Origin of the sequence: Citrobacter sp. RHBSTW-00881 (genome assembly GCF_013728515.1) — a bacterium.
In the GTDB taxonomy this organism is placed as follows: domain Bacteria; phylum Pseudomonadota; class Gammaproteobacteria; order Enterobacterales; family Enterobacteriaceae; genus Citrobacter; species Citrobacter braakii.
Window position 1 is genome coordinate 22,808 of record NZ_CP056271.1, and the last position, 16,310, is coordinate 39,117.

The window sequence follows — 16,310 nt, forward strand, 5'->3', positions numbered from 1 at the left end:
AAATAGCAGGACATAATTATGAGTAAAATTGAATATACTGACAACGTAATGCTGTCGCGCCAGTTACCGCTTAAATCCGTGGCCCTGATCCTCGCCGGCGGGCGCGGAACCCGATTAAAAGACCTGACCACTATTCGCGCAAAACCTGCGGTGCATTTTGGCGGTAAATTCAGAATTATTGATTTTGCCTTATCAAATTGTATTAACTCAGGAATAAGACGTATTGGGGTTATTACACAATATCAGTCGCATTCACTGGTGCAGCATATTCAACGCGGTTGGGCATTCTTTAACGAAGAAATGAATGAGTTCGTGGATTTATTACCGGCACAGCAGCGGGTGCATGGGGAGAACTGGTATCGGGGGACGGCGGATGCTGTGACCCAGAACCTGGATATTATCCGCCGCTATGATGCGGAATATGTCGTTATTCTGGCCGGGGACCATATCTATAAACAAGATTATTCGCGGATGCTGCTTGATCACGTTGAAAAAGGGGCGCGCTGCACCGTGGCCTGCATGCCGGTCCCGGTTGAAGAGGCAAACGCGTTTGGCGTCATGGCCGTGGATGAGAATGACAAAATCATTGAATTTGTTGAAAAACCGGCTAATCCACCCACCATGCCTGGCGATGAAACCCGCTCGCTTGCCAGTATGGGCATTTATGTGTTTGATGCGGAATATCTCTACCAGCTGCTGGCAGAAGACGATCGGGATGAAGGCTCCAGCCATGATTTTGGCAAAGATATTATTCCCAAAATAACGGCGGCAGGTGAAGCGTATGCGCATCCGTTCCCGCGCTCCTGCGTACAGTCCGATAATAATGCCGAGCCATACTGGCGCGATGTCGGGACACTGGAGGCGTACTGGAAAGCGAATCTGGATTTAGCCTCTGTGGTACCTGAACTGGATGTTTATGATCGTAACTGGCCTATCCGGACTTATGTCGAGTCGCTACCCAGCGCTAAATTTGTTCAGGACCGTTCCGGCAGTCATGGCATGACCATGAATTCTCTGGTCTCCGGCGGCTGTATTATTTCCGGCTCGGTGGTGGTGCAGTCGGTTTTATTCTCCAAAGTTCGCATTAACTCGTTTTGTAATATTGATTCGTCGGTTTTATTACCGGGCGTCTGGGTCGGTCGCTCCTGCCGGATAAGACGCTGCGTGATCGACAGGGGATGTGTTATTCCGGAGGGAATGGTGATTGGCGAAAATGCCGTTGAGGATGCGCAGCGTTTTTATCGTTCGGAAGAGGGGATCATCCTCGTTACCAAGGAAATGCTGAACCGACTTGAACTATGAAGCCGTTGGCGGAAATAAAAGCTGCCGCAGCTGTGATTGCCGTCATTGGCATCGCGTCGCCTTCATGCCTGAATAATTAAGGAGCATCCATGCGAGTTTTACATGTAGGAGCGGAGATGTTCCCTCTGTTGAAAACGGGGGGGCTGGCTGATGTGACCGGTGCTCTCCCGGCGGCGCAAATAGCCGAGGGCGTGGATACCCGCGTGCTGCTGCCGGGGTTTCCCGCGATCCGCGACGGAGTAGGGGAACCGCAGGTGGTGGCCAGCAGGGAGACCTTCGCCGGGCCGATGACGCTGTTGTTTGGCGACTTTAACGGCGTGGGCATCTATCTGATTGATGCCCCGCATCTCTATGACCGACCGGGTAATCCTTATCATGACCCGCAGATGCAGGATTATCCCGATAACGTCCTGCGTTTCGCGCTGTTGAGTTGGGTCGCGGCTGAGCTTGCTGGCGGTCTGGATCCGTTCTGGCGGCCTGAAATCGTCCACGCCCATGACTGGCATGCGGGCCTCACGCCGGCTTATCTGGCCGCCCGCGGCAACCCCGCCAGGTCAGTGTTTACGGTGCACAACATTGCCTATCAGGGCTTGTTCCTCGCCCGGCATATGGCGGAGATCGCTTTACCGTGGTCATTCTTCCAGATGCATGGGGTGGAGTTTAAAGGACAGATCTCCTTCCTTAAGGCGGGCCTCTATTTCGCTGACCATATCACCACCGTCAGCCCGACGTATGCCCGTGAAATTACCGAACCGCAGTACGCGTTCGGTCTGGAAGAGTTGCTGCGGCAACGTCAGCGGGAAGGGCGACTGTCGGGGATCCTTAACGGCGTCGACGAAAGCATCTGGGATCCGCGCCGCGATCCGCTGCTGGCTGCGCCTTACGACCGGAACTCGCTGGCTGAGAAAGCGAAGAACAAGCAGCAGCTGCAGACGACGCTGGGGCTGAAGGAGGACGGCCGGGCGCTGTTGTTCACCGTCGTGAGCCGGCTCACCAGCCAGAAGGGGCTGGATCTGCTCCTTGGCGCACTGCCGGGAATCATTGCGCAGGGAGGGCAGCTGGCGCTACTGGGATCCGGCGACCCGGATTTGCAGGCCCGTTTTCTTGCCGCTGCGGCGCAATACTCCGGGCAGGTGAGTATCCGGATCGGTTACGACGAGGCGCTGTCGCATCAGATGATTGGCGGCGCCGACGTCATCCTGGTGCCCAGCCGTTTTGAACCCTGCGGTCTGACCCAGCTCTATGGCCTTCGCTACGGCACATTGCCGCTGGTTCGTCGCACCGGCGGACTGGCGGATACCGTCGCCGACTGTTCGCTCGAAAACCTTGCTGACGGGATCGCGAGCGGATTTGTGTTTACCGACAGCGAGACTGAATCACTATTACATGCCATCCACCGGGCCTTTGTCCTGTGGTCCCGTCCATCGCTGTGGCGGTACGTGCAACGTCAGGCAATGAGCATGGATTTTAGCTGGCAAATTGCCGCTAAGTCTTTCCACCAGTTGTATCAGCGTATTATTTAATTGCTACGGATAAGAAAAATGGAACCACGCTTAAGTTATATTTCACCCAGTCTGAATGAAGAAGCGCTACAGCATGCTATCGCTTATAAGCTCATGTTTATTCTTGGTAAAGATCCCTCACTTGCCAATAAGCATGAATGGCTCAACGCCACGCTGTTCGCCGTGCGCGATCGGCTGGTAGAACGTTGGCTGCGGGCGCATCGGGCGCGGATCTCGCAGCAGGCCCGGCAGGTTTATTATCTGTCGATGGAGTTTCTCATCGGCCGTACCCTCTCTAATGCCTTATTGTCGCTGGGCATCTATGAGGATGTGAAAACGGCTCTGGCAGGGATGGGGCTGGATCTGGAAGAGCTGATTGATGAGGAGAACGATCCGGGGCTGGGCAACGGCGGTCTCGGTCGTCTGGCGGCCTGTTTTCTCGATTCCCTGGCCACACTGGGGCTGCCAGGCCGCGGCTATGGTATCCGCTACGACTACGGCATGTTCAAGCAAAACATCATCGACGGCCGGCAGATGGAGTCACCGGACTACTGGCTGGAGTACGGTAACCCGTGGGAATTCGAGCGCCATAAAACCCGCTATACCGTGCGCTTTGGCGGACGTGTTCAACATGAGGGCAAAAACTCGCGCTGGCTGGAAACCGAAGAAATTATTGCCGTGGCCTACGATCAGATTATCCCGGGTTATGATACCGATGCCACCAACACCCTGCGTTTGTGGAGTGCTCAGGCCAGCAGTGAAATTAATCTCGGTAAATTTAACCAGGGGGACTATTTCGCCGCCGTGGAGGATAAGAACCACTCTGAGAACGTTTCCCGCGTGCTTTACCCGGACGACTCGACCTATTCCGGGCGTGAACTGCGCCTGCGGCAGGAGTATTTCCTTGTTTCGGCGACGGTACAGGACATCCTCACCCGCCATTACCAGCTGTATCAAACCTATGACAACCTGGCGGATAAAATTGCTATCCACCTCAATGACACCCATCCGGTGCTGTCGATCCCGGAGCTGATGCGTCTGCTGATTGACGAACACCGCTTCAGCTGGGATGACGCGTTTGAGGTGACCTGTCGGGTCTTCTCCTACACCAACCATACCCTGATGAGCGAAGCGCTGGAGACCTGGCCGGTCGATATGCTGGGGAAAATCCTGCCGCGCCATTTGCAGATTATCTTCGAGATTAATGACTATTTTCTGAAAACGATGCAGGAGCACTATCCCGATGATATGGCGTTGCTGAGCCGGACCTCGATTATTGATGAGTCCAACGGTCGCCGCGTGCGGATGGCCTGGCTGGCGGTAGTGGTCAGTCACAAGGTTAACGGCGTGTCGGAACTGCACTCCCGGCTGATGGTGGAGTCGCTATTTGCCGATTTCGCCAAAATCTTTCCGCGACGCTTCACCAACGTCACCAACGGTGTCACGCCGCGCCGCTGGCTGGCGGCCGCTAATCCGTCCCTTTCCGGGGTTCTGGACCGTTATATTGGCCAGACCTGGCGCACAGATTTAAGCCAGCTGAGTGAACTGGGGGAATATCAGGATTATCCGCTGGTTAACCAGGCCGTCAGCGAAGCCAAACTGGCGAATAAACAGCGGCTGGCCGATTATATTGCCCGCCAGCTGGGGGTGGTGGTTAATCCGAAGGCGCTGTTTGATGTGCAAATTAAGCGCATTCACGAATACAAACGCCAGCTGATGAATGTGCTGCACGTGATCACCCGCTATAACCGTATCAAGGCTGACCCGCAGGCCGACTGGGTGCCGCGAGTGGTGATTTTCGCCGGCAAAGCCGCATCCGCTTACCACACGGCAAAACAGATAATCCATCTGATTAACGATGTAGCCAAAGTCATCAACAGCGATCCGCAGATCGGCGACAAGTTAAAGGTGGTGTTCATTCCCAACTACAGCGTCAGTCTGGCGCAGACCATCATTCCGGCCGCGGATCTTTCTGAGCAGATTTCGCTGGCAGGGACCGAAGCCTCCGGGACCAGTAACATGAAATTAGCCCTCAACGGTGCGCTGACCATTGGCACGCTGGACGGCGCCAACGTTGAAATGCTGGAGCACGTGGGGGAGGAGAATATCTTTATCTTCGGTAATACCGCCGAACAGGTTGAGGCGCTGCGCAGCAACGGCTACCAGCCGCATGATTACTACGACCATGATGAAGAGTTGCGCCAGGCGCTGACCCAGATGGGGACCGGGGTGTTCAGCCCACAGGAGCCGGACCGCTATCGCGGTCTGCTGGATTCGCTGATTAACTTTGGCGACCACTATCAGGTTCTGGCCGATTACCGCAGCTATGTTGACTGTCAGGACAGGGTGGATGCGCTCTACCGAACCCCGGAAGAGTGGACCGCCAAAACAATGCACAACATTACCAACATGGGCTATTTCTCATCGGACCGTACGGTGCGGGAGTATGCGCAAAAGATCTGGTATATCGACAAAACGCAGCTCTAGGCCACATTCGCGCCCCCGGGAGCGCCGGGGGAAAGGGGGGCACCATCGGTGAGCGATCCAGCAGAAACACATTAATAAGCCTGACGGATATGACAGGAGAGAAAAATGACGGACAGTAAACGCGCAGGGGAGCCTGCGCAACAAAGTGATTTGATTAACGTCGCTCAGCTGACCGCGCAGTACTACGTACTGAAGCCGGAAGCGGGCAACGCGGAGCATGCGGTGAAGTTTGGCACCTCTGGCCATCGTGGCAGCGCAGGGCGCCATAACTTCAATGAGCAGCATATTCTGGCGATCGCTCAGGCGATTGCGGAAGACCGCGCGAAGAACGGGATTACCGGTCCCTGCTACGTAGGTAAAGATACCCACGCGCTCTCCGAACCGGCCTTTATTTCGGTTCTTGAAGTGCTGGCAGCCAACGGCGTTGATGTTATCGTGCAGGAAAACAACGGTTTTACCCCGACGCCGGCCATTTCCAATGCCATCCTGGTGCACAACAAAAAAGGCGGTCCGCTGGCGGACGGCATCGTGATTACGCCGTCGCATAACCCGCCGGAAGATGGCGGTATCAAGTACAACCCGCCGAACGGCGGCCCGGCGGATACCAACGTCACCAAAGTGGTCGAGAATCGCGCTAACGAACTGCTGGCCTCGGGTCTGCAGGGCGTCAGGCGCCTCTCCCTCGACGCGGCACTGGCATCCGGTCATGTCAAAGAGCAGGATCTGGTGCAGCCGTTTATTGAAGGACTGGCGGATATCGTCGATATGGCGGCGATTCAGAAAGCCGGCCTCAGGCTCGGGGTCGATCCGCTGGGCGGGTCCGGTATCGAATACTGGAAGCGTATCGCCGGGCACTACAAGCTCGATCTGACCATCGTCAACGATCACGTCGATCAAACCTTCCGCTTTATGCACCTTGATAAAGACGGCGCCATTCGCATGGACTGCTCTTCGGAGTGCGCGATGGCAGGGCTGCTGGCGCTGCGCGATAAGTTCGATCTGGCTTTCGCTAACGATCCGGATTATGACCGTCACGGCATCGTCACGCCGGCAGGTCTGATGAACCCGAACCACTATCTGGCGGTGGCGATTAACTACCTGTTCCGGCATCGTCCGCAGTGGGGCCAGGATGTCGCCGTCGGTAAGACGCTGGTCTCCTCGGCGATGATCGATCGCGTGGTGAACGACCTCGGCCGTAAGCTGGTGGAAGTGCCGGTGGGCTTTAAATGGTTTGTTGACGGTCTGTTCGACGGCAGCTTCGGCTTCGGCGGCGAAGAGAGCGCGGGCGCCTCGTTCCTGCGTTTTGACGGAACCCCGTGGTCGACCGACAAAGACGGGATCATCATGTGCCTGCTGGCGGCAGAAATCACCGCCGTCACCGGTAAAAACCCGCAGGAGCACTACGACGAGCTGGCTGCCCGCTTCGGCGCGCCAAGCTATAACCGTCTGCAGGCTTCGGCCACTTCCGCACAGAAAGCGGCGCTGTCGAAGCTGTCGCCGGAAATGGTCAGCGCCAGCCAGCTGGCCGGCGACCCGATCACCGCACGTCTGACCGCCGCGCCGGGCAACGGCGCATCGATTGGTGGTCTGAAAGTGATGACCGACAACGGCTGGTTCGCCGCACGTCCGTCAGGTACGGAAGACGCTTACAAGATCTACTGCGAGAGCTTCCTCGGTGAAGCACATCGTAAGCAGATCGAGAAAGAAGCGGTGGAAATCGTAAATAGCGTGCTAGCAGCGCACCATTAGAGCAACTGACGTACTCCGGGGAGCCGGGGTACGTCACAGTTAACCGGCGATGAAATTCACTTCTACGCCGACACCTGAATCGCCACGGATAATCTAGACACTTCCGAGCCGTTGATAATACTGGTTTTCATATTCTGTCGGTGACATCTGATCGCTAGAACCATGCCGACGCTTACTGTTATAAAACATTTCGATGTAATCAAAAATATCGCTGCGGGCTTCTTCCCGCGTTCCGTAGATCTTTTTCTTTATCCGTTCGCGTTTCAACAACTGGAAAAAGCTTTCTGCAACCGCATTATCATGGCAGTTACCGCGACGGCTCATGCTGCCCTCCAGGCCGTGTGATTTCAGGAACGACTGCCACTCATGGCTTGTGTACTGACTGCCCTGATCCGAATGAACCAGCACCTGTTTTTGGGGATTACGCCGCCATACAGCCATCAGCAGTGCGTTCAGGACAATGTCCTTTGTCATCCGGGATTGCATGGACCAGCCGATAATTTTGCGTGAGAACAGATCAACAACCACGGCAAGATACAGCCAGCCTTCGTGGGTCCTGAGTAGAGTAAGAGGCAGGGCGTAGTCGGACTATTTCCCTGCCTCTCCTCCCCGAACCGGACGTGCACCTTTCAGCGCATCCGGCTCTCCATTTAAATGCTGGCGAACGCCATTGCCACTTCTGTAAAGCGCGATGTATACGTGTTTCTGGTCTCCGTCCTCAGATAGGGATTACCTTCGGGTAGCCGCCAGCGGAACAGCTTCTTGCCTTGCCCCACCAACCGGTACAGTATTTCGCCGCTGAGCTTGCCGTGATTGGTTTTACCAAATAAAACCCACGTTTTGCTCTGACCCGGTTTCGGTGATTTACACCACCACCTCATCAGGGAAGCGATACCTGTACGGTATTTGCGGGCCAGCCAGTGAGCCAGCTTCCAGAACACGACACGGTCGATATAACTGAAGACTTTGGCCTTAAAATCAACGAACTGATAGAACATGGCCCAGCCTTTCAGTTTTCGGTTGAGTTGTTCAGCCATATCGACTTTGCTTTCACTGTAGTTGCCTGATAACAGTGCTGTCAGCGATGCGGCGAAGTTTCTGGCTTTCTCCTGCGGGATCGTTGAGACCACTCGCATCTCGCCATAACGACTGCGTTTGCGAATGATCCTGTGCCCCAGAAAGATAAAGCCGTCATTAACATGGGTGATTTTAGTCTTATCCATGTTCAGCCTGAGTTTCAGACTGCCTTCGAGCACACCCCGACACTCCTCCCTGATGGCTTCCGCCTGTGCTTTGGTGCCTTTGACGATGAGGACAAAATCATCGGCATAGCGGCAGTACGCCACCGCGGGTTTCCACTGCCAGTTTTCTCTGACCGCCGTACTTCGGCCCCGTTGGATACTGTTATTCCAGTACCACCGATCTTTTCTGGCTTTCCCGCTCAGGTAGCGCTCATGCAGGTATTGATCGAACTCATTCAGCATGATGTTCGATAATAGCGGCGATATAACACCGCCCTGTGGTACACCTTCACTGGCCGCCCGAAAGAGACCGACATCGATATGTCCCGCCTTGATGGTTTTCCACAGCAGAGTCATGAAACGTGCGTCACTGATCCTGCGGCGTACAGCCTTCATCAGCAGTCGATGATGTACGGTGTCGAAGTAACTGGACAGGTCGCCTTCAATCACCCAGCGTCCCCGGGTTTCACCACAGTCTGTGAGCTGTAATTTCACCGTGCGGATCGCGTGGTGGACACTGCGCTCAGGCCGGAAGCCATATGAGAGCGTATGAAAATCACTCTCCCATATCGGCTCCATCGCCATCAGCATGGCCCGCTGAACAATACGATCCCGCAACGCGGGGATACCCAGTGGTCGCAGTTTGCCGTTGCTTTTAGGGATGTAAACCCGTCTGGCGGGCAAGGGCTGGTAGTGGCCTGAGAGTAATTCATCCCTGAGGATTTGCAGCTCAACAGCCAGTCTGGCCTGTAGCATTGTTTTGTTCACGCCATCAACGCCGGGGGTATGGGCCCCCTTTGATGAAAGCGTGATCCGCGCCGCTTCAGCCAGCCATTCTGGTTGTGTTATCAGACGCAGCAGCCGTTGAATCCGTAGGGACGGATCGGTGGCTGCCCATGTGGCAAGCTTGCGTTGCATTTCGCTGATTATCAAAGGTCTTCACCTCGTTAGGTCAGTTAATTCACGTCGCAAACACATTCAAACTGCTTCCCTTCGCCATGTAATGGGCTTTCCCCATCGCGGACTACTACGGAAGCTCCGCCAGCCAGCGCGTCATCGGAGCCATGCCCCCTTAACATCCGTCGCTGACCTTCCCCGGTTTACCTGCCTGGACTCAGGCATACTGAGGAGGCTGCCCGTCGCACTCTTTATCCTTGCTTGCCGCAAGTTGGCAGAAGTCAGCAACGCAAGCGTGATAGACGCTGCTGCCCCGGTGTTTCGCATACATGTCAAAACACCTTCGACCGGCAGTGCTTACGTATCACTGCCAGTTCCTCCTGCACGGCCTGTCAGATCACGTAGGCCGTGGTGACGTTTTCAACCCACAGAGGCGGATTAACGGGTTCATGTTCTTCAGCCTTTCAGTACTTAACCTTGAGGATCATCTCGGCTTAGTGATCTCGCCTCAATCCCCGTTGTCAGCGGGTTACATCACCCTGCGGGCATGCCGCAGGTCACTGCCGCTCAGGTTCTCCACCGTCACACCCGGTGGGATTGTTGGGTTTCTCATCGTGAGTTACCGGTTCAATATTCCAGACAGACTCGCGGTTCATTTAAGCATCCATGCCCGCCCTGAACTCCGGGCACACTGTAGGTTATGTCCGTTACCCAACGCTCATCCGGAGCATCCGGGTTGAACTGTCGCTGGAGCCTGTTGGGCGACACGATACTGGCCTCGCCTTTACGTGCCCGCGGGCTCCGGTATCCGATCTGAGCCTTTATCCCGACACGTTTCATCAGTCGCCAGACTCTGTTCACTCCGCACTGTTGCCCGCTGTCCCGCAGATCCAGATGGATTTTGCGATAACCATAGACGCATCCCGATTCCAGCCAGAACTGTTTAATCTGTCCTGTCAGTCTCAGGTCTGCCTGATGGCGTTGTGAATGCGGCTGCTGAAGCCAGGCGTAAAAACCACTGGGATGAACATCCAGCACCCGACAGAGCAGGCGAACAGGCCAGCAACAGGTGTTGTCACGGATAAAGGCGTACCTCAGTCGGACAGCTTTGCGAAGTACGCCGCTGTAGATTCAATCTGTCAACGCAACACCCTTTTCAATTATCTCTTTCGGTGTTTTGAACTTCAGTGTCTTTCTCGGTCTATTGTTTAGCTGAGCTGCAACCTGATCCAGCTCATGTTGAGTATATTGGGCAAGACATGTCTTTTTGGGAAAGTACTGTCGAATTAGCCCATTAGTGTTCTCGTTTGTTCCCCGCTGCCAGGGACTCTGAGGATCGCAGAAGTAAACTTTAACTCCGGTGCTGCCAGTAAATTCCAGATGCCTGGCCAGCTCCATTCCTCTGTCCCATGTCAGTGATTGCCGGAGTTCAGGCGGCAAGCTCAGGAATTTGTCGGTAAGAGCCTGATTCACTGAGAAAGAATCTTTGCCCCTGAGCCTAAGGATGATCGTATAACGTGATTTTCGGTCTACAAGTGTGGCTATATGCGAGTTTTTTGTGCCTGATACTAAATCGCCTTCCCAGTGCCCCAGAGAGCGTCTGTTATCGATATGCCGGGAGCGTTCGTGAATTGGCGTTCCGTTCACTATGTTGATCGTACCTCTTTCACCTTTGCGGGTATGGCGTCTGCCATGACGAAGGCTATGCGACCGGCGCAGATGCTGTACATTCAGGTGGTGTAGCGCTTCACGGCTACGAAAGTACAGGGTTTTATAAATTGTCTCAGGTGATATTCGCAGTGTTTTTTGACGCGGTTTTGTTCGCCTTAACCATCCGGATATTTGCTCTGGAGACCACTTCATCTCCAGCTTTTCCAGGACAAGCTCCCGCAACGGTAAATTCTGATCCAGTAAGCACGGTTTTGGTCTTTTCGCCATTCTGTTGGCCCGGTTATTAGCATCAACAGCTTTGTAATAGCGCCTGCCTCGATTACGCTGAACTTCACGTGAGATCGTCGAAGGACTACGATTAAGCGCAGTCGCTATCGCACGAATGCTCATTTTGGCTGACAAACCAGCTCGTATTTCCTCGCGCTCAGACAGCGTCAGGTGAGCTACAGCCCGCTTGCGCTCATTGGGTTTTATGCCGCCAGTATCTCTTAACATGGTGAAGATTGTTCCTGGTTTCGAACCCAGGATATTAGCTATCTCACTGAAGCCTGTTCCGTTCTTCCACAGTTCAAAAACAGATGCTTTTTCCTTTGCTGTAAATGTCCGTCTCATTCAAAAATCCTCCGCAACTCCATGTTTTCACATGACTGTTGCGTTGACCAATTGAATCTACAGCGGCTTTTTTTAATATGTCCCGTTCGTCGGTAACCCGCTTCAGCTCTTTCTGGAGACGGCGGATCTCGGCCTGAGCATCTGACTCTTCTTTATTAGTGGAAGAATCCGGACCGTACTTCTTTATCCAGGCGTAAAGGCTGTGGGTGGTGATATCGAGACGTGTTGCAACGCTGGCAACAGAATAACCGCGATCAACAACCTGTTTGACTGCTTCAATTTTAAACTCTTCGGGATAACGCTTACCGCTCATGGGCACCTCTCTTTAAGCCATCTTAAATGACTCTGAGGTGTCTGTTAAACCCGTGGCGATTCAACCAGTACAGGCGTCACTTTGTCAGAACGTAAGGAACGGTACGATTCGCAAAAGGTTATTGCTGCGGGGACTCTATGAATATCTATGTTGTTACCAATAATAATTTCATGCTTGAAGGTCTGAAATGTATGTTTAGCGACAACAGCCTCTCCGTCAACAGGGTTTTATTTTCCCGGATCACCGAAATTGCTTTCAGCAACAGCGATGTGGTGATTGTGGAGTCAGAGCTGAAAACCTGCGATGCCGGGCGTCTCAAACACCTGCACATTTCACCAGTCAATATCATCTTTTTATTAAAACCGCGGTCAGGAATGAGGGGGGCAGATCGCGAAGCGGTATTCATTGATACCGAATTAACAGGTAATGAATATCTCATGATAAGGCAGGTTTTTAAAAAAATGCGGATTCATCTGAAGAGGGAAAAGTTGGCGTTTACCAAAAGAGAAGCGCATATCATCCATCTGATTTTAAATGGCTACTCGCTGGTGGAAATTTCCCGCCGCCTGCTAATCTCCATAAAAACGGTTCAGTCTTATGTCAATATTATTTTGCATAAACTGAATGCCACAAAAATAAGTGAAATATACCGTTGTAAAAGCCTCATCATTGACAGCTTTGCCAGGAAAAATTTGCATCTTCAATGAGATACGGATTTTTCCTGATACACTATCCATCGATAAACGACAAAGAAAAAGGCAATGTCTGCGGCGACATTGCCTCGCGAATATTATAAGGTTTCGTTTTGCACCACAGCACTGCGTGAGCCTGTATTACGTCCATTGCTCAGGAAGACCACGCCAAACAGAAGAATCACCGAGACGATGGCGGAGAACAGATAGAATACAAAATGGTAGCCAAACGCATCAAACAACATCCCCACCGGGATCGATAACAACACGATACCCAGCGAGCTGGCGATCTGGAATCCCACGAGGAAGATGGTGGAAGATAAGCGAGAATCAAAGTTGGACACGCTGTATTTGAATACCGAGATCACAAACAGCGGTACTTCAATCGCATGAAATAGCTTAATCAGCGAGATGATGTAAGGGCTTTCTGAGGTTGCTGACACCAGAATGCGACAGATCATGATCATGCCTCCTGCAATCAGCGCTTTTTTCGCTCCCACCTTGTTTACAAAGAAGGGGATGACGGCCATTCCGATGGCTTCCAGCACCACCTGGAAGGAGTTCAGATAGCCGTAGACCCGGGTCCCGGTCTCGACGGATGAGAACAACCCGGCATAGAACACGGGAAACATCTGCTGATCGTAGATATTATAGAATGACCAGGTCCCGGTGATGAACAGCACGAAAATCCAGAATTTAATATCTTTAAAGACGGCGATAAAATCGTCTTTGTGCACTTTTTCAAGGTGGTGAGTACCGCTGACCGTTTGTTCGCTTTTAAATAACATATTGATAATAATAAAGCACACACCAAACAGCGATACCAGCCAGAAGTTAATATGCGGATTGATGGCGAAAAAGATCCCGGCGAGTAAGGCTCCAATCGCATAGCCAAACGAGCCCCACGCCCGGGCGGTACCGTATTCAAAGCAAAATGCCCGTGCCATTTTCTCAGTGAAACTATCCAGTAACCCGCAACCGGCGAGGTAGCCAATACCAAAGAACAATGAGCCGATCGCTAAACCTAACGAGAAGTTGTGCCGCAGCAGCGGTTCATATATATAAATCAGGAACGGACCAGTGAGAACTAAAATGACACTCAGGAGCCAGATCAGATGCTTTTTGAGGCCGAGTTTATCCTGGATTATTCCGTAGCCAATCATAAAAATCATACTGGTAAACTGATTGACGGAGTAGGGGTCGGCTTGGAAAACGGAATCTATGGTCACTCCCGTTTTTGCAACACCGATTTTGACGATAAGTTGGCTTGCTTGAATCTATCCGGCGTCTGAATGGGATTTTATTCCCGCGCCTCGATGAGTTCCGCGCCTGATGAACCTCCAGAAAATATACGGCTTCAGCGAGCCTTTCCGTTTTACAGGTTCCTCAACAGGCCGGTGGGCCGTTTGTATCATCAATATCAGTATTCGCAAAACCAGATGAATGATTGTTTAAACTGGTGTATTTCTGCCTTTATGCTTCGTAAGTTTGCTGTCGCGCCGTCAGTGCCCAGGCTATTCTGGCCAGCTTGTTTGCCAGAGCACAGGTGACGACAAAGTTGCTTTTCCGACACAACAACTCCCTGACCCAGTCGGCCAACTTGCCAGACTGGTGTTCCAGTTTTTGTATGAATACCCTGGCACACTGAACCAACAAAGTTCGGATCTTTTTGTTGCCCCGCTTGCTAATCCCTAACAATGTCGTCCGACCTCCCGTGCTGTACTGTCGGGGTACCAGCCCTGTTGCCGCCGCAAAGTCACGGCTGCTGGCGTACTGCTTCCCGTCGCCAATCTCAGTTGAAATAGTACTGGCAGTCAGCGTTCCAACGCAGGGAATACTCAGCAAGCGCTGTCCAACCTCATCTTCGTCCAACTTTCGTTTCAACTGAGATTCCAGATCTTTAATCTGCTCAACAAGATAGTGATAATGCTGTTGTAATTTCAGCAGTAACTGGCTGAGATAAAGAGGCAAACTACTGTCCTCAAGAAGGGTACTCAGTCGACTAATAACGGCAGCACCTCGCGGAACGCTGATACCAAATTCCAGCAGAAAAGCATGCATCTGATTAGTTGTTTTCACCTTATCCTGAACCAGGGATTCACGGACACGATGCAGAGCTCGCATTGCCTGCTGAGATTCGGTTCTGGGCTGCACGAAACGCATAGATGGACGTGATGCTGCTTCACAGATAGCTTCAGCATCAACGAAGTCATTTTTGTTGCTTTTAACGAATGGGCGGACAAATTGCGGTGATATCAGCTTTGGAAAATGCCCTAACTCTGCCAGCTTGCGTGCCATAAAGTGAGAACCGCCACAGGCTTCCATCGCGATGGTTGTTGCTGGGCATGTCGCCAGAAATTCGATTAGCTTTGGTCGGGTGAATTTTTTACGGTAAACGGCCTTCCCACGATGATCCTGACAATGAATATGGAAAGAGTTCTTACCCAGATCGATACCAATAAGCGCAATGTTTTCCATGATGGTTCTCCGAATGAAAGCCTGTCCTCAGCATAGTACTGGGAAGGAGGGAGTGACCATCTCATTAATTATCCTACTATAAGGGCTTCCCCGAACAGTCAACGCCGGTTTTTAATTTCTGTCTGTTCATCAATGAAAGGCAAGGGATAAGACTGCGCTACTATAAACGGTCATGCTGAATCGCTAGTGATTCGGACCCTGATGAAAGACGCTCGTGAGATCCTCCTTCGTTAATCGGATAGTGATATCCAGTAGGATATGCAGATACTTCTCACGGGGGTCTAACCCTTTACCATCAACAATTTACAGTTCAGTTACTACTCAGTTAAATTTTTCATGTTGTTGAATACAGTCTGAAGTCATCGCCGTAATGTAATGATGCCCAGCACAACCTCGCATTCTTGGCGGCGATTGCAACGACAGCACGCCAGTATCCCCGCCTACCAATCAACGAGCAGACCCAACGGCTAAACGGGTCCGTTCTATTCTCTGCCCCTACCATTACAGAACGGGCTCCCTGGACCAGTAGGGTTCGCAGATAGGCATCACCCGCTTTTGTTATCCTGCCAAGCTTTGATTTTCCGCCACTACTGTATTGTGATGGCGTTAGCCCCAACCAGGCTGCCAGTTGGCGCCCGTTCTTAAAATCATGGGCATTGCCAATACTGGCGACCAGCGCACTCGCTGTGGTGGGCCCAACACCTTTCAGTTCCATTAACTGCTGGCTGCGATGATCTGTTTTGGCCACACGAGATAATACCCTGTCATATTCGGCGATTTTCTCTTCAATATTAGTGACATGTGTCAATAGATCATCAATGCACAGCCTAACCTGTACTGGCAGAGTTTCCTTCTGGTCAGAAACAACATGACGCAGAGCATCAGTGCTTTGTGGGGCAATAACCCCGAATTCAGATATCAGGCCCCGAAGACGGTTATACGTTGCTGTTCTTTCCTGGATAAATCCCTGTCTTGTCCGATGTAAGCATTGCATTGCCTGCTGGCTTTCGTCTTTGACTGGTACAAAGCGCATATGCGGCCGCTGCACTGCCTCACAAATAGCTATTGCATCAGCTGCATCATTTTTCCCGGTCTTACCCGCCATGCGATAGGGTGAGACAAATTTCGGAGCCATCAACCGGACATCATGGCCATACTGCCTGAATAATCTTGCCCAATAGTGGGCACCCGAGCAGGCTTCCATTCCAATGACACAGGGAGGTAAACCTGCGATGAGTTCAGAAAGTGCTGCACGCGACACCTTGGGTTTAACCAGAACAGCTTTACCATTTTGGTCAATGCAGTGAACAGCAAACACATTTTTAGCAAGATCGATACCGACAGTGGTGATGGTCATAACGAATCC

The 16,310-nt window shown here is 52.4% G+C and carries 9 protein-coding genes and 4 pseudogenes; 5 read left to right on the plus strand and 8 right to left on the minus strand.

The window, feature by feature from the left end; all coding sequences use genetic code 11:
• Positions 1–18 precede the first annotated feature (18 nt).
• The 4 genes from glgC (at position 19) to pgm (ending at position 7,040) form a co-directional block, all read left to right on the plus strand.
• The gene (gene glgC, locus HV311_RS26995) at positions 19–1,302 is read left to right on the plus strand and encodes a glucose-1-phosphate adenylyltransferase (protein ID WP_191221242.1); all 1,284 of its coding nucleotides are present in this window, start codon (positions 19–21) and stop codon (positions 1,300–1,302) included.
• Positions 1,303–1,391: 89 nt separating this feature from the next.
• Entirely contained in the window at positions 1,392–2,825 is a 1,434-nt protein-coding gene (glgA, locus tag HV311_RS27000; protein WP_004197677.1) for a glycogen synthase GlgA, read from the plus strand.
• 18 nt (positions 2,826–2,843) lie between these two features.
• Positions 2,844–5,291, plus strand: coding sequence for a glycogen phosphorylase (gene glgP / locus HV311_RS27005; protein ID WP_191221243.1), 2,448 nt, complete (start codon positions 2,844–2,846; stop codon positions 5,289–5,291).
• Positions 5,292–5,396: 105 nt separating this feature from the next.
• Positions 5,397–7,040: a phosphoglucomutase (alpha-D-glucose-1,6-bisphosphate-dependent) gene (pgm, locus tag HV311_RS27010; RefSeq protein WP_032743938.1), complete on the plus strand. Its 1,644-nt coding sequence runs from the start codon at positions 5,397–5,399 to the stop codon at positions 7,038–7,040.
• A gap of 93 nt (positions 7,041–7,133) precedes the next feature.
• Here the strand turns inward: pgm and HV311_RS27015 are convergent.
• The 5 genes and pseudogenes from HV311_RS27015 to HV311_RS27035 form a co-directional block, all read right to left on the minus strand.
• A pseudogene (locus HV311_RS27015) lies at positions 7,134–7,610 on the minus strand (IS3 family transposase); the annotation flags it as partial.
• A gap of 80 nt (positions 7,611–7,690) precedes the next feature.
• A complete protein-coding gene (ltrA, locus tag HV311_RS27020) occupies positions 7,691–9,199 on the minus strand; it encodes a group II intron reverse transcriptase/maturase (RefSeq protein ID WP_001189111.1) in 1,509 nt (502 codons plus the stop codon).
• A 672-nt stretch (positions 9,200–9,871) separates the two neighbouring features.
• Positions 9,872–10,300: pseudogene (locus HV311_RS27025) on the minus strand (IS3 family transposase); the annotation flags it as partial.
• 9 nt (positions 10,301–10,309) lie between these two features.
• Entirely contained in the window at positions 10,310–11,461 is a 1,152-nt protein-coding gene (locus tag HV311_RS27030; RefSeq protein WP_048242354.1) for an IS30 family transposase, read from the minus strand.
• Positions 11,462–11,525: 64 nt separating this feature from the next.
• Positions 11,526–11,774 (minus strand): annotated as a pseudogene (locus HV311_RS27035) (transposase); the annotation flags it as partial.
• Between the two features lie 137 nt (positions 11,775–11,911).
• Between HV311_RS27035 and HV311_RS27040 the strand changes: the two are divergent.
• Positions 11,912–12,481 carry a helix-turn-helix domain-containing protein gene (locus HV311_RS27040; protein ID WP_040190629.1) on the plus strand — a complete coding sequence of 190 codons (570 nt, stop codon included), beginning with the start codon at positions 11,912–11,914 and terminating at the stop codon, positions 12,479–12,481.
• Between the two features lie 83 nt (positions 12,482–12,564).
• Here the strand turns inward: HV311_RS27040 and HV311_RS27045 are convergent.
• The 3 genes and pseudogenes from HV311_RS27045 to HV311_RS27055 form a co-directional block, all read right to left on the minus strand.
• Positions 12,565–13,662 (minus strand): annotated as a pseudogene (locus HV311_RS27045) (oligosaccharide MFS transporter); the annotation flags it as partial.
• A gap of 277 nt (positions 13,663–13,939) precedes the next feature.
• Positions 13,940–14,944 (minus strand): IS110-like element IS5075 family transposase, encoded by a 1,005-nt coding sequence (locus HV311_RS27050; RefSeq protein ID WP_000427614.1) that lies wholly within the window; start codon positions 14,942–14,944, stop codon positions 13,940–13,942.
• Positions 14,945–15,278: 334 nt separating this feature from the next.
• Positions 15,279–16,301 carry an IS110-like element IS5708 family transposase gene (locus HV311_RS27055; RefSeq protein ID WP_000156884.1) on the minus strand — a complete coding sequence of 341 codons (1,023 nt, stop codon included), beginning with the start codon at positions 16,299–16,301 and terminating at the stop codon, positions 15,279–15,281.
• Positions 16,302–16,310: the final 9 nt, after the last annotated feature.